Raw genomic sequence first — 14734 nt, forward strand, 5'->3', positions numbered from 1 at the left:
GCTGTTCCTCGAATTCATTGGGCCTGGGCCTGGTCAGTCAGCCAGGCTTCCAGTTCGCCGCGCTGGGCCATCATCTCGATCCACAGGGTGCTTTGTTCGGCCGCCAGTTCGGCGCCAACGGCCCGGGTGTCGGCCAGTTGCTGCTGGGATTGCAGGTACTGACTGGTGGGCATCTCCCCCCCTTGCCACAGGGTCTGCATCAGCTTCTGGCTGCTTTGCAGTGAGTCCCGGGTCAACTGTTGCCAGCTCACGTAGTTGTCACTAACCGCCTGGTAGCGTTCGGACAGTGATTCCAGGGTGATCTCCAGGGTACGGGCATCACTGAGGAACTGGCTTTCGGCCACCAGAATGGCTTGATTGGCCTGGGCGATCTCCCCTTGATAGCGGTTGCGAACATTGAGGGGCACGGAGACCCCCAGCTGCAGGCTGCTGTCGTCGCCATCGGTCTTGGCACCTATGGAGAGGGTGGGGTCCGCCTTGCCCTGGGTTCGGGCCAGATCTAGTGCGGCGCGGGCCGCCAACACCTTCTGATAGTTGCCCTTAAGGGCGGGCAGCTGTGGCGTGACCTCGGTGGAGGGCAGGGAAATACTGGCTGACCAGGCGGGCAGCGCCAGTTGTGGGTTGCCCCCTGCAAGCCTGACCTGGGCCTTGGCCTGAGCCAGGGCTTGCAGGGCATCGGCGTGGTCACTGCCAACACGGGCCAGCTCCAGGGTGATCAGCTGTCTGTCCAGGGGAGCCAGTTCACCCACCTGAACCATGCGTTCGGCCAGAGTCAGCATCTCCAGGGTGCGCTGTTTCTGCTCGCTGGCGTAGCCCGCCAGGGTCTGGGCCTGGCTGAGGCTGACCCAACCGCTGAGCAGCCTGGCCAGCGCCAGGTTGCGACTTTGACGATATTGAGCCTGAGCCTGGAGGGCGGCGAGTTGAGCCACCCGGGTGCGGTAGCCCCGTTTATCGGACCAGTCGATGCTCTGGGACAGGCCCAGGGTGACCTCCTCTTTGGCGCTGGAGGCGCCAAGGTTCTCCACGTCCAGGGAGAGACCCGGGTTGTAGAGAGCCTGGTTGGCGGTGTCTACCGCCAGATTGGAGAGTGCCAGTTCGGCTTGTTGGGCCTGAATCTCGGGCAGAGCCTCCAGGCTGGTCAGTGCCTGTTGGGCAAACTCGGACCAGGGGGTGGCCTGTACGCCTTGAGCGGCGCACAAGCCCACTGCCATCAGGGCAGTGCGGACAATAGTGTGCATAGGGATAAGATCCTGCGACAAATTGACGTTCAAATTGACTAAATGACCAGTCGCAGCGGGGCTCGCAAGGGACGCCTGTGGCATACCACCATGGGGCCAAAGACAGGGGAGTCAGTGACACGGAATGGCAAATTGGGTCTTGTGAGCAGCCTGCGCTGGTGAAGGCAGGATCAGGCGATGGGGGGTCTGAGCAGCTCGCTGGGTTGAGGATCCGGATAGCCCCTCAGGTAGACATAGTGCTGTGTCAGGCGCCCTGTCGCTGGCGCCGTCTCGGTGACGGCGATGGCCAGGTGGCCCGCATGGCAGTGGTGATGCAGACAGGTCTCCCCGTCTGAGTGTTGGTGCTCCTGGGTCTCATCGTGATGGCCATCATGGTGATGATTGCCACTGTCGAAGTGAATCTCGATACTCTGCAGGTCCGCACCGATATGCACATGGCTCCCTTCCAATACCGCGCTGGCGGTCTGGCTCAGTAAGGTCAGCACTATCAGCAATACCAGTCGTTTCATTTTCAGAGCAGAGGTTCCACTTTCAGTCAGGCGGTTGGAATCCTATCAGCAAAATTGGTTCCCGTAACCAAAAAAATCCTGTTGCTCCCAGGAGCTGGGTCACAAAATCCGTGTCGCTAGAGAGTTGACGTTTTTTCAACACCCCCTGAGAGAGACTGACCCTGTGAACTCATAACAGGGGACAGCAAGATGCGTAATCCTAGGGGCGCCATAGGGGCCGTCCTTTTATCCCTGGCGGCTTTTACCAGCCAGGGCGCCGACTATCTGGTGGGAGAGGTGAAAGCCTTGAAAAGGGTCACAGTCAGTGCTCAGAGCAGCGGTGTGGTGGCCGATTACCTTGTCCAGATAGGTGACAGGGTCCAGTCGGGCAGTGCGTTGCTGCAACTTGACAAGCGAGATGCCCGTTTGGCGGTGGAGTTGGCCCAAGCCCAGGTCGATTTGAGTGCCGCGGAGTATCAGAGTCAGCACAAACAGCTGACCCGGCTCAAGGAGCTGGCAGGGCGCCGCTCTCTATCCGAAAGCGAGCTGGATGAACAGAGCCGCATCACCCAGGTGAGCAAGGCCAAACTGGAGTTGGATCGCCGTGCCCTGGCCCAGGCTCGAAGAGAGTTGGAGAAAACGCAGCTGCTTGCACCGTTTGACGGCTGGGTGGCGGCCCGCCACGCCGAGCTGGGGCAGTGGGTGAATCTGGGTGACCCTCTCTATGAGTTGGTGCAATTGGACCGGGTTAAGGTACAGCTGCTGCTGATTGAGGAGGATAAGGTGGCACTGTCCATCGGTCAGCCACTGACGGTTCGCCTTCCGGCGCTGGACGCCAGTGTCACCGGGCGGGTGGCCAGAATTGCTCCGGCTATGGAAGCGGGCAGCCATGGATATCTGGCCGAGCTGGAGCTGACCAATGATAAGTTGACGATTCTGCCTGGCTTCAGAGCCGAGGTACTGCTGGAGGTGGGCCAGTGAGGGGGCTATTGGACTGGTTCTGCCAGCGCCGCATGGCGGCCAACCTGCTGAGCCTGACTGTGGTGGTGCTTGGGGTCATGGCGGTTTACCGTCTGCCTTTGGCTGAGAAACCGCGCATCGATCTGGGTAGGGTCTCCATCTCCACTCAGTATCCCGGAGCCTCCGCCGAGGACGTGGAGGCCAACGTTACCGGCAAGCTGGAGAAGGAGCTGTTATCGCTGGCGGGAATTCGCAAGTTCACCTCCCGATCTGCGTCAGGTTCCTCCTCCATCTCGGTTGAACTGGAACCCTCGGTCAAGGATGTGGCCGGGGTGTACCAGGACATTCGTGATGCGGTCAACCGGGTGACCGACCTGCCTGCCGGGGTGACCGATGCGCCTCTGGTGCGGGTGATGAAGTCCTCCAATCTGGATTTTATGGTGGTAGGGATCAGCGCCGACGTTCCCTATTCCGAGCTGAGAGAGCAGGCGAGGATTCTGGAACTGAAGCTCAGGCGTATCCAGGGTGTCAGCGAGGTGCAGCTGATTGACCTGAGGGAGAGGGAGTTCTGGATTGAGTTGGAGCCGGAGCAGCTCAAGCGCTATGACCTGACCCTGACCGATGTGGCCGATGCCATCGCCGGGAGAAACGTGCTGATCACCGGGGGGACCATCGAGACCAACAACGGGGACCTGGAGCTCATCACTTCGGCACAGATGCTGGAGCCCCAAGCCCTGGAGAGCTTGAAGCTGCGCAGCGGGCCTGACGTGACCCTGAAGGACATCAGCGGCGGGATTCGGGAGGGGTTCGAGCGCCGCAGCAGCCTGGCGACCATCAATGGCCGGGCCGCGATTGGTTTCGACCTACGCGCGTCGGAGGAGGCGGACGTACTCACCACCTCTGCTAAGGTCAGGCAGTTGCTTGAGGAGGAGTCCCGTCGTCTGGGGCCCACCTTCGCCCTGGATGTGGGTTTTGATCTGGCCGGGGAGATCCGCGCCCGTTTTGACATCGTTAAGTGGAACGGCCTCAGCGGCCTGGCACTGGTGCTGTTGGTGCTGTCTCTCTGCCTGAATCGCCGCATTGCGCCCTGGGTGGCGTTTTCCATCCCCTTCTGCCTGCTGGGTACCCTGACGGTGCTGTTGCTCAGCGGTCAGATCCTCGACAGCTATACCATGGCGGCCCTGATTTTGATCATCGGCATCATCGTCGATGACGCGGTGGTGGTGAGTGAGCGCATCGCCGCCCGCCGGGAGGCGGGGGAGGGCGTGTTAGAGGCGCTTCGCGGTGGGGTCGCCGACGTCTTTCCCGCCATTTTGGTGAGCATCCTGACGACGGTACTGGCGTTTCTTCCTCTGCTGTTCCTGCCCGGGCAGATGGGTAAGATGCTCTACGTCTTGCCCCTGACCATCGGGGTGGCCCTGGCGTTCTCCTTTATCGATGCCCTGGTGATCATTCCTGCGCATATGCGCAGCGTTCTGACCCGCCCCCTCGGGGACAGTGCCGGGCCATCTGGGCAGCGCTGGTCTGGGCCTATCCTCTGGGCACTGCGGCATGGCCGGGGCTTGATCGCCACCCTGTTGCTGGGGTCGGTAGCCCTGAGCTGGGGCGTAATGCAACTGCTGCCCAAGGAGTTCTTTCCCTCTGATGGGGCCTATCTGGTGGAGATCTCAGCCCAGATGAAGGGCAACCAGAGCATGGAGCAGAGCTGGCAGTATGCCCAGGCGGTAGACCGGATGCTGGCACAGACTCCGGAGGTGGTCCGTTGGTATGGGGAGGTCAGCGAAAGTGAAGCCAGTTGGGAGGTGACCCTGAGTCCGGCGGGACACCGGGAGATCACCGCCACTGAAGTGGTGCATCGATGGCAGTCTCAGACCCAGTCCCTGCCTGGTATCCTGGAGGTGGAGTATGACGTGGACAGCGGAGGATCCCCGCTGGGGCGACCGGTGGATCTGCAGGTCGCCGGCGGCAGTGATCAGGCTCGTCAGGCGAAGGCCGATGCCATAGTCCACTGGCTGGCGCAGCAGCCTGGGGTGATTGCCCCCCACCAGTCCAGGGCCGATGAGGTCGCCCAGCTCCGCGCAGACCCTGTTTATCCCTGGATGGTGCGTTACGGGGTGGATGCTCAGACCCTGGGGCGGACCTTGCGCCTGGCCATCGAAGGGGAGCGGGTCTCCAGGGTGTTCAAAGAGGATGAGGAACAGTTCTACCGGGTGGTCCTGGAGCCCAATGACCGCGAGGTCAATGAGCTGAGGCACCTGTTGGTGCGAGGCCAGGGGGGCGACCTGGTTTCCCTGGACCGGCTGGTCAGGTGGCACAGTGCCAGCAGAGAAGAGGTGATCAATCATTACAACGGTGAGCGTGCGCTGAGGGTGTCGGCCAGCCTGGACAGCAGTGTCACCGACCCGATATCAGTGGAGGCTGAATTGATGAAGGCCATGGCGGGCGAGGGGGATCCCGCAGTGTCCATTCACAGTGCCGGCCAGGCCAGGGAGACCCGGGAGTCGATGACCGGCCTGGCCGTGGCGATGGCCCTGGCGCTGCTGGCCATCGCCATGTTGATGGCATTGTTGTTTGACAGGCTGGGCGAGGTCCTGGTTGGACTGGCGGTGGTGCCAACGGCGGTAGCGGCGGCATTGCTGGTGCTCTGGCTCCATGGCAAGCCATTGAGTTTCTTTGCCGTAGTGGGGATCATCGGCATGACCGGGGTGGTGGTCAATAACGCCCTGGTGTTGCTCTATCACTACCATGGTCTGCAGTTTAGCGATGACAAACATACCCGGCGCAGACAGTTGGTGGAGGGGGCCGTGACTCGGGTCAGACCGATGCTGGTAACCACATTGACCACGGTGGCGGGACTGTTGCCCCTGGCTTACGGGTTGGGTGGCTACGACAACCTGATCTCACCCATCGCCCTGGTGATTGGCTGGGGGGTATTGCTGTCGGCGCCTCTGGTGTTGCTGCTGGTGCCTGCGGGCTACAAGCTGCTGCTTGAGCGCCGAGACTAGGGCGTTTTGCTCACTCTAGATACCCATTTATTTTGGGCACAATGTCGACACATCGAGGCCTTAGCGGCCGGATGTTGGCGCAAAAATACTCAGCAAAGGTTAACACGCCCTTGTAGAAGACGCGGCCTTGGGGCCGCGTCATTTTTTCAATCTGAAGCAATGGCTTCCTGTGTGCTGGCTATACTCAAACCAGGGTCAATTCTCACTTCATCCTGGAGCCTTTGCCATGCCCGCTCGCCTCACTCTGCTCTCTGGTCTTCTCCTTGCCTTTCCTGTGTGCGCCGCAGACCCGCTTACCTTGCCAGACATGCCCGGCTGGAGTGGCTACCTGGGTGCCGGGGTGGTCTATTACGACGTCAGCTCCAATTTTATTACCGGCAACCGCTTTGTCGACTTGAACAACGAACAGAGCCAGGGCCTGGATAGGGCGCCTCGCTCCGATTCGGTCACCTCACCGGATATTCTGCTGGATCTGCGCTACACCTTCGAGGGACTGAAAACCCAGTTCTTCGTGGGGAACCTGGTGCAGGATATGGTTCGGCTGGACCTGACTCATCAGATTGGGATACGTCACAGCCTGGATGACTGGGGCATCCTCTCCGCCGGTTATGTGATCTCTGCTCTGCCCACTGAAGTGTGGGAGGACCCCTTTCTCGATGAGGGCAAACGCACCAGAACGGATCGGGACTCGCAGGGCGTCCGGCTGGGGTGGAGTGCCATCGCCGGGTCCACCCTGGGGCTGAGCTACACCTACCGCCGCATCGATGTCGACAACGACCGGGCCGGCGAAGAGCTGCGCATCAACGGCGAACTGACCATGGAGGAGCAGGCTCAGCTGCGCCGCGACGGCGATCATCATCGGCTGGAGTTCAATGCCCTGTGGCAGCTCAGTGATAACCAGAGCCTGATCCCCGCCCTGCTGTTCACCCAGCGCAGCATCGATGGCCAGGCCAATGAGGGGCAGACTAAGGGGATGCAACTGACCTATCTGTATGAAGGCGCCAACTACAGTGCCGCGGTGACTGGCTACTACGGCGACCGGGATTACGACGCGGTCAATCCGGTGTTCGATGAGCCGCCGGATGCCGATGAGTATGGTGTGGGAGCCAACCTGTTCTGGCATAAGCCTATGGGGTTGAATCATTGGGATATTAGATTGGGATTGCTCTATTTTGAATCCGATGCGAGAGTAGAGTTCTACGACTCTGATCTTTTCGGTACCAGTCTGACACTCTTGTACCGATTCCGCTGAGGGCCGGCATGGAAGTAATGGTACGACTCTGTCTGATGATTCTCTGTGTCTGGCTGCCGTCCGCGTATGCGGTGCCAGAAACCAATGGCCGGGTGGCCCTGACCATGGCCGAACGTGCCTGGTTGGCGCAAAACCCCGTGGTGACCGTGGCGGTGGAGGACTGGCCTCCCATCGCCTTTGAACAATCCAATGGCCAGGCTGGCGGGCTGTCCGCCGGCTTTCTCGACCTCATCGCCAAGCGAACCGGGTTGAGGTTTCGTTATGAAGCCCGGCCCTGGCTGGCGATCCTCCAGGGGGTGAAAGATGAGGAGCTGGACATCATTCCGGCGCTGTTTCACCTGCCTGAACGCGAGACCTACGGCATCTTCACCCAGTCCTACTTTTCGGTGAAGGAGTTCCTCTATGTGAAGTCCAGTAACACCGGAATCAGCAGCTTCGAGGATCTCCGAGGCAAGCGCCTGGCCCTGGTCCGGGGCTACACCAGCTGGAATCGGGTGGCCGCGGCTTATCCCGACATCGAACTGGTGCCTGCGGAGACTCTGCTGGATGCGATAAACCTGGTGCTCAATGGCGATGCCGACGCCACCTTCGAGGCTCAGGTGGCGGTGGAGCACACCTTGAATGCCTCTTTAATGGGTGGCCTCAAAGGGATGCCCCAGAACGCTTTCGACGACATTCCGCTGCGGATGATGGTTCGAAAGAGCGCGCCTGAACTGGCCTCCATACTGCAAAAGGGGCTGGACTCGGTCAGTGCGGAGGAGAAGCGGGCGATCATGGGGCGCTGGCTGCACACCGCCACCGATGACGTGGAGCCGGAGTTTGCCACCTACGAAAGCCTGCGTTGGCTGACCGCCCTGCTGGTGGTGATCATCACCGCCCTGTTTGTCATGGGCAAACTGATGCAGCGCTTTGCCCAGTCGGAGCGGGCCGAACTGCAGTTTGGCAGCCCCAGATTCAGCTATCTGGTGGTGACCGGTCTGGCGGTGTTCGTCACCTTCGTCATCGCCATGAGTCTGATGATGATGGACTACAACAGGCGGGTGCTCGAGGAGCGCAACCAGATCTCCATGGAGGTGATCGCCACCTCTGTGGTTGAGAGCCTGGAATCCATGGTGGAGGGGCGCCAGCAGGCGCTCTCCCTGGTGGCACAGAAACCGGACTTTATCGCGCTGGTGGAGAGCCTGCTAACCATCCCCCGTCATCCTCAGTTGCTGATCAACTCCGAAGAGCAGCAAGAGCTGCGCAGTGAGCTGGCTTCACTCAACTCCATCCTCGGCGACCTGGGCTTTTTCGTCATCGCCCCGGACGGTACCACCCTGGCCTCGGCCAGGGACATGGCCGTAGGCGAGCGCAACCTGATTGCCGCCGCCCGTCCGGGGGAGTTCATTCAGTTGCTGGCGGGACAGAGCCTGTTCATCCCGCCTCTGCCCTCTGACATCGCCGACACCGGCTTTACCATGTTTGTGGCCATTCCCATCTTCAACCGCTACGGCAAGGTGATCGCCGTGTTGGCGGAGCGGCTGGACCCCCATAAGGATTTTAACGCCATCATCGGCGCCGGCAGGGTCGGTGAAACCGGGGAAACTTATGCCCTGGATCGCAAAGGCCTGTTGCTCTCCAGCAGCCGCTTCGAAGAGATGCTGGTGAAGACCGGACAGATCCCCGCCGGGGTCCCGAGTATCCGCGCACTCGAGGTTCGCGATCCCGGCGGAGATCTGACTCAGGGCTTTGTGCCTGAGTCGGGCAAGCGGCCGCTGACCAAGATGGCCCAGTCCATCTCCCTGGTTCAGAGTGGCTCCTCCCTGGAGCCATACCGGGACTACCGAGGTGTGCCCGTGGTCGGCGTATGGAAATGGAGTGAGGTGCTGGGGATCGGCGTGGCCACCGAGATGGATGAGACCGAGGCGATGCTCTCCTACACCACCCTCAAGTCCACTCTCTCCCTGGTGCTTGGGGTGACCCTGTTTTTTGCCGTGGTGGCCATTCTCTTCACCCTGAGCCTGGGCAAGAACGCCAACCGGCGTCTGTCCCGGGCCAAGGCGTCCCTCGACAAGCGGGTGCGCCAGCGCACCTTGGAGCTCTCCCTCTCGGAAGAGAAGGTTCGGCTGCTGCTGGGATCCGTGGGGCAGGGGATAGTCGGCACCGATGTGGAGGGGCGGATCAACTTCGTCAATCCGGCGGCACTGGCGATGCTGGGGTACCAGGAGGAGGCGATGGTGGGCCGGGCCCTGGAACCGCTGCTGATGCTGGAGCCTGCCCAAGAGGGCCCCCCAAGGCCCAGTCCTCTTGGCTTGACCCTGAGCCGGGGGTCAAAAGAGCATCTGGATGATGTGTTGCTGAAAAGGCGCAGCGGCCAAAGTTTCTCCGCCGAGTACGCCACTCATCCTGTGGTCAAGGAGGAGGAGATCGTCGGCGCCGTGGTGGTGTTCAGTGACATCACCCAGCGTAAGACCATGGCCCGGGATCTGGCTCAGGCCAAGCAGGAGGCGGAGCTGGCGTCCGAAGCCAAGAGTGAGTTCCTGGCCAACATGAGCCATGAGATCCGCACTCCGATGAATGCCATCATCGGCATGTCCTACCTGGCCCTGGAGACCAACCTGGACCGCAAGCAGCGCTCCTTCATCGACAAGGTTCACCGTTCGGCAGAAGCGCTGCTGGGAATCATCAACGACATCCTCGATTTCTCCAAGATTGAGGCCGGCAAGATGACCCTGGAGCAGACCCCCTTCTACCTGGACGATGTGCTGAGCAATCTGAGTAACCTCATCGCCCTTAAGGCAGAGGAGAAGGGGTTGGAGCTGCTGTTCAATGTGGAGTCTGATGTGCCCCAGGCCCTGATTGGCGACCCCCTGCGTCTGGGGCAGATTCTCACCAACCTGGGCAACAACGCCATCAAGTTTACCGAGAAGGGGGAGATCGTCATCTCCATCCGCCTCCAGGAGCGCCACAACAACAGGGCACAGCTGCTGTTTACCGTGCGTGACACCGGCATCGGCATGAACCGGGAGCAGCGCCAGCGACTGTTCCGCGCCTTCAGCCAGGCGGACAGCTCCACCACCCGAAAATACGGCGGTACCGGCCTGGGTCTGACCATCAGCAAAACCCTGACTGAGCTGATGGGCGGGGAGATCTGGGTGGAGAGCAAGCCCGGAGAGGGCAGCGCTTTCAATTTCACCGCTTGGGTGGAGATGCAGGAGAACGCCGAGCCCCGCACCCAGTTTGATGCGGAGCAGCTGTCTCAGTTGACGGCCCTGGTGGTGGATGACAACCCCTCTGCGCGCACCATTTTAGTGAGCATGCTGGAGAACTTTGGCATCCACACCGACAGTGCCGAAGGGGGAGAACGTGGCCTGACCATGTTGCCTGCGGGCCGTTACGACCTGCTGTTTATCGATTGGAAAATGCCGGACCTCGATGGGTTTGGCTGCCTTCGCGCCATGCGTAACTTCCAGCTCGAAAAGGAGCCCAAGGTGATCATGGTGACCGCCTATGGCCGTGAGGAGGCGATGCAGGAGGGGATGGATAACGGCCAGCTGCTCCATGGGGTGCTGAGCAAGCCCATCACTCCATCGACCCTGCTCGACGCCATCGGAGAGGCCAGGGGGGAGGCGGTGGTTAGAGCCAACCGCAAGCTGGACAAGCGCAGCATGATGAAACGCTCCCTGAGTCAGCTGCAAGGGGCGCACCTGCTGTTGGTGGAGGACAACGAGTTTAATCAGGACCTGGCCAGGGAACTGCTGGAGCAAAATGGCCTGACCGTCGAGGTGGCCGGCGATGGTCAGCAGGCGGTGGATCGCATCAACCGGGGCCAGGAGTATGACGCGGTGCTGATGGATGTGCAGATGCCGGTGATGGATGGCTATCAGGCCACCCGGGCGATTCGGGCCATTCCCGGTATGGGGGCCCTGCCGATTATCGCCATGACCGCCAACGTCATGAGCCGGGACATCGACCGGGCCAAAGAGGTGGGCATGAACGACCACGTTGGCAAGCCCATCGATGTGGAGGAGATGTTCGCCACCCTGGCCCGCTGGGTCCATAAGGGGCAGTCTGAGGTGAGTCTCAAGGAGGAGGAGCCCCAACCTAAGCTGGATGCCCTGGCTCCGCACATAGAGATTGACCACCTGATGGCGGTGACCCAGGGTAACCTCGGATTGATCGACAAGCTGCTGCGTCATTTCGCCGCAGACCACCTGGCGTTCGCCGAAAGCTTTGCCCTGCGACTGAAATCCGGCAATCAGGATGCCACCCGGTTGGCGCACACCCTCAAAGGGGTGGCAGGCAACCTGGGGGCCAGCGAGGTGTATCAGGCGGCCGAAGCCCTGGAGAGCGCCTGTCAGGTCCCCAGAAGTGACGCAGAGCTGATGGTGATGGCCGAGGAGGTGGAGAAACTGCTGCAGCCGGTGCGTCTGGCCATTGCCGCCTATTTGGGCCCACAGGGTCAGGGGCCGACTACAATGAAGGAGTGCGATCCCCAAGCCCGTCTGCAACAGTTGGAGTCTTTGCGACAGTTGCTGCTGGATGACGATACCGAAGCGGTTGAATTAATTGATGAGCTTCTGGCCAATGCGCGGGAACCCGGGATTCGCCGACGCCTGGGGAAAATTGCCCAGGCGGTAGAACAGTTTGATTTTCAGCAGGCGCTCACCCTGCTCGACCAACTGGTGGAAACACAGGGGTGGACCCTGAAGGAGGGCTAGGTGCAAAACGCGGCAATCTTGGTGGTGGACGATAACCCGGAAAACATCAACTTGCTGAGCAGCGTGTTGCGCCACGACTACAAGGTGAAGGCCGCCACCTCAGGTGCCAGGGCCTTGGAGATCGCCTCCAGACAGCCACGCCCGGACATGATCCTGCTGGATGTGATGATGCCGGAGATGGATGGCTATGAGGTGTGTGAGCGCCTCAAGTCGGACCCCACCACCGCCTACATACCGGTGATCTTCGTGACCGCCAAGATTGCCGTAGAGGATGAGACCCGGGGCCTGAACATCGGCGCCGTGGATTACATCACCAAACCCATCAACCCCACCCTGGTCAAAGCCAGGGTTAAGACCCACCTTGCCCTGTCCGATCAGAACCGCGAACTGGCCCGCCAGGTGGCTCAGAAGACCGAGGAGCTGGCCCATACCCGCCTCAAGGTGATTCAGACCCTGGGGCGGGCGGCGGAATATAAGGACAATGAGACCGGCATGCACGTTATCCGCATGAGCTACTACTCCAAATTGATTGCTCAGCAACTGGATGTGAGCGAGGAGTGGATTGACCTGCTGTTTAACGCCTCCCCCATGCATGACATTGGCAAAATTGGCATCGTCGACGCCATCCTGAAGAAACCGGGCCGGCTGGAGGGGGAGGAGTGGGTGGAGATGAAGCGCCACTCAGAGTACGGTGCCGACATCCTCAGTGGCCACGATTCTGAGCTGCTGAACATGGCCAGGGACATTGCCCTGGCCCATCACGAGAAGTGGGATGGCACCGGTTACCCCAAGGGGCTCAAGGGCGACGAGATCCCCCTGTCGGCGCGCATTGTGGCCATCGCCGACGTGTTCGATGCCCTGACCTCGGAGCGTCCCTACAAACCGGCCTGGAGCGTGGAGGACGCGGTCGCCTTCATCGACCAGCACGCCAACATCCATTTCGATCCAGCCCTGGTGGACATCTTCCACCAGTGCCTGCCGCAGATCCTGGAGGTCAGGGATCAGTTCAGTGGCTGAACCTGATGCGGGCCACGCACCCCTGGGTGTCCCGGTTCTTTAGTTCAAACAGCCATCGGTAGCGCTGACACAGATCCTCGACAATCAGCAGGCCCAGGCCGTGGCCACCGCATTCGATGCCATCCAGCCCCGGGCCTTGGTCCAATATGGTGAGGCTGTGGTCATCCATGCTGATCCGCACCTCGCCTTTTCCGGTGGCGGCGATGGCGTTGCGCAGCAGATTGCCGATGATCATCTTCACCACCGCCGGCTCGGCCTCTATCTGAGGTGTGCCGGTGACCGCCAGGGTCAGCCCCACCTCCTTGTTGTCGGCGCCGCTCTGCTCGAGATCGACAATGCCCTGCAGCTCATCGGTGCTCAAGGGCCGTGGCTCAACGGATTGCTCACTCTTTTCGTAGCGCACCAGGGAGAGCAGGGCGTCCACCATGGTCTGCATCTCCTCGGTGGCGCCCAGGATCCGCTGTCTCTGGCGGTCGACAAACTCGGGCTTGGTGGACTGCCCCAGCAGGTTGGCGGCACCCCGGACTATGGTCAGTGGCGTGCGAAGTTCATGGCTGGCGTAGCGGGCAAAGGCCTGTTCGCGGCGGATCAGGGTGTCCAGCTCCTCTCTGTGCTGGTTGAAGGCGTTGGTGAGCTGGACGAACTCCTGAGCGGCGGAGTCCGCCATGTACAGAGGGGTGCGGGTGTCGTTTTTCAGATTGGCCAGCTGATCCCCCAGCTCCTTCACCGGCTGAATCAGCCGGACCGACAGCAGGTAGACCACTATGCCGACGATCATCATGATGCCGATGGCTGCACTGACCACCATCAGGTTCAGCAGCACGGTTTCCCTGTCGGTTACCTCCACCGATTCGGTCTCGGCCACCAGCACCAGGGGCTGGCTTTCACCATGCTTTTGAAACTCGGTCACCAGAACGTAGACCGAGCCCAGCTCCAGGTGCAGCTCTTCGATGATGAAGCGCTGCGACAGCAGGCGTTTCGGCACAAAGTCCGGCACATCCGCCAGGTTGTCGAAGGCGTAGGTGATGCGGTCAATCTCTATGGGGCCGGAGGCGCCGGTGAGGTAGCGGGCCACCGCCACCTCCTTGGAGAGCATCAGGGATCGCTCGTTAACCGCGTCCTCGCCCCAGTGCAGGGCGGTGTTGAACAGGGACACCATGGCCAGGCCAACGGCGATGGCCAGGGCGCCAAACACCAGCAGCAGCCGGGCGGTCATGGTGCGGACATTGGAGAAGCGGTGGCGAATCACGGGTTGAGCTCCAGCCTGAAGCCCACCTTGGGCACGGTCACCAGCATCGGCTGGGCGAAGGGCTTATCCAGCTGGTTGCGCAACTGATACACATGGCTGCGCAGCACATCGTTACTGGGGGGCTGATCGCCCCAAATGGCGTCGGTCAACTGATCCCGGCTGACCACATCCGGCGCGGCCTGTGCCAGTACCGACAGAATCTTGAAGGTGGTGGGGTTCAGGGACAGCTTCTGTCCCTGGCGCCAGGCCTGGCGGGTTTTGGTGTCGATCTCCAGCTCACCCACCTGCACCTTGCCGGTGGCCATGGTGCCGCGATAGCGGCTGATCAGCGCCAGCAGCCGAGCTTCGAGGATCTCCAGGTCGAAGGGCTTGGTCAGGTAGTCGTCGGCGCCCTCCTTAAATCCGTGCAGGGTATCCTGGCGGTTGTCCAGGGCGGTAAGCATCAGCACCGGGGTGTCCTTGCCCTGAGAGCGCAGGGCCTGACACACCTCGAAACCGTCCATGCGCGGCAGCATCAGGTCCAGGATTATGGCGTCGAAGCTCTCCTCCAGGGCCAGCTTGAGTCCCAGCTCACCGTTGTCGGCGTAGTCCAGCTCCACCTCTTTGGCCTCGAAGAAATCAAAGAGGATGCCGGCGATCTCGCGATTGTCCTCAATCAGCAGCAGTTTGGTGTTTTTCAGGCTGTCCATCAGTTACCCGGATCTCAATCAGTATGACCAGTATGATGCCCCTCTTGTGAAGAAAATGTCGATGACAAGATTTTCACGGCCTGTATTGAATACTGCGCTCCATCGGCGGGCCGACGCCCGTGCACAGTGTTCTATT

9 protein-coding genes are annotated in these 14734 nt (G+C 61.0%); 5 read left to right on the forward strand and 4 right to left on the reverse strand.

Annotated features, from left to right (window positions below; all coding sequences use genetic code 11):
- Positions 1-14 precede the first annotated feature (14 nt).
- Both QUE41_RS08070 and QUE41_RS08075 read right to left on the reverse strand, forming a co-directional pair.
- The gene (locus tag QUE41_RS08070; protein WP_286342364.1) at positions 15-1238 is read right to left on the reverse strand and encodes a TolC family protein; all 1224 of its coding nucleotides are present in this window, start codon (positions 1236-1238) and stop codon (positions 15-17) included.
- A gap of 170 nt (positions 1239-1408) precedes the next feature.
- On the reverse strand, positions 1409-1747 hold the full coding sequence (locus tag QUE41_RS08075; RefSeq protein ID WP_286342365.1) for a hypothetical protein: 339 nt from the start codon (positions 1745-1747) through the stop codon (positions 1409-1411).
- Positions 1748-1936: 189 nt separating this feature from the next.
- On the opposite strand from QUE41_RS08075, the gene QUE41_RS08080 reads away from it, so the two are divergent.
- The 5 genes from QUE41_RS08080 (at position 1937) to QUE41_RS08100 (ending at position 12660) form a co-directional block, all read left to right on the forward strand.
- Positions 1937-2707, forward strand: coding sequence for an efflux RND transporter periplasmic adaptor subunit (locus QUE41_RS08080; RefSeq protein WP_286342366.1), 771 nt, complete (start codon positions 1937-1939; stop codon positions 2705-2707).
- An 8-nt stretch (positions 2708-2715) separates the two neighbouring features.
- Positions 2716-5691: an efflux RND transporter permease subunit gene (locus QUE41_RS08085; protein ID WP_286342367.1), complete on the forward strand. Its 2976-nt coding sequence runs from the start codon at positions 2716-2718 to the stop codon at positions 5689-5691.
- A gap of 226 nt (positions 5692-5917) precedes the next feature.
- Entirely contained in the window at positions 5918-6943 is a 1026-nt protein-coding gene (locus QUE41_RS08090) for a DUF2860 family protein (protein WP_286342368.1), read from the forward strand.
- Between the two features lie 8 nt (positions 6944-6951).
- Positions 6952-11643 carry a response regulator gene (locus QUE41_RS08095; RefSeq protein WP_286342369.1) on the forward strand — a complete coding sequence of 1564 codons (4692 nt, stop codon included), beginning with the start codon at positions 6952-6954 and terminating at the stop codon, positions 11641-11643.
- Positions 11644-12660, forward strand: coding sequence for a response regulator (locus QUE41_RS08100; RefSeq protein WP_286342370.1), 1017 nt, complete (start codon positions 11644-11646; stop codon positions 12658-12660).
- Here QUE41_RS08100 and QUE41_RS08105 read toward each other — a convergent pair.
- Both QUE41_RS08105 and QUE41_RS08110 read right to left on the reverse strand, forming a co-directional pair.
- A complete protein-coding gene (locus tag QUE41_RS08105; RefSeq protein WP_286342371.1) occupies positions 12650-13909 on the reverse strand; it encodes a sensor histidine kinase in 1260 nt (419 codons plus the stop codon). The two genes, QUE41_RS08100 and QUE41_RS08105, sit on opposite strands and share 11 nt — an antisense overlap.
- The gene (locus tag QUE41_RS08110; protein WP_286342372.1) at positions 13906-14598 is read right to left on the reverse strand and encodes a response regulator transcription factor; all 693 of its coding nucleotides are present in this window, start codon (positions 14596-14598) and stop codon (positions 13906-13908) included. Before QUE41_RS08110 ends, QUE41_RS08105 begins: the two co-directional genes overlap by 4 nt.
- Positions 14599-14734 lie beyond the last annotated feature (136 nt).

Source organism: Ferrimonas sp. YFM (genome assembly GCF_030296015.1).
Taxonomy (GTDB): domain Bacteria; phylum Pseudomonadota; class Gammaproteobacteria; order Enterobacterales; family Shewanellaceae; genus Ferrimonas.

Excerpts from the sequence above, each read along its gene's own strand:
- QUE41_RS08080 (WP_286342366.1), top strand. The coding sequence starts at position 1,937 with ATGCGTAATCCTAGGGGCGCCATAGGGGCCGTCCTTTTATCCCTGGCG.
- QUE41_RS08070 (WP_286342364.1), bottom strand. The coding sequence starts at position 1,238 with ATGCACACTATTGTCCGCACTGCCCTGATGGCAGTGGGCTTGTGCGCC.
- QUE41_RS08110 (WP_286342372.1), bottom strand. The coding sequence starts at position 14,598 with ATGGACAGCCTGAAAAACACCAAACTGCTGCTGATTGAGGACAATCGC.
- QUE41_RS08075 (WP_286342365.1), bottom strand. The coding sequence starts at position 1,747 with ATGAAACGACTGGTATTGCTGATAGTGCTGACCTTACTGAGCCAGACC.
- QUE41_RS08090 (WP_286342368.1), top strand. The coding sequence starts at position 5,918 with ATGCCCGCTCGCCTCACTCTGCTCTCTGGTCTTCTCCTTGCCTTTCCT.
- QUE41_RS08095 (WP_286342369.1), top strand. The coding sequence starts at position 6,952 with ATGGAAGTAATGGTACGACTCTGTCTGATGATTCTCTGTGTCTGGCTG.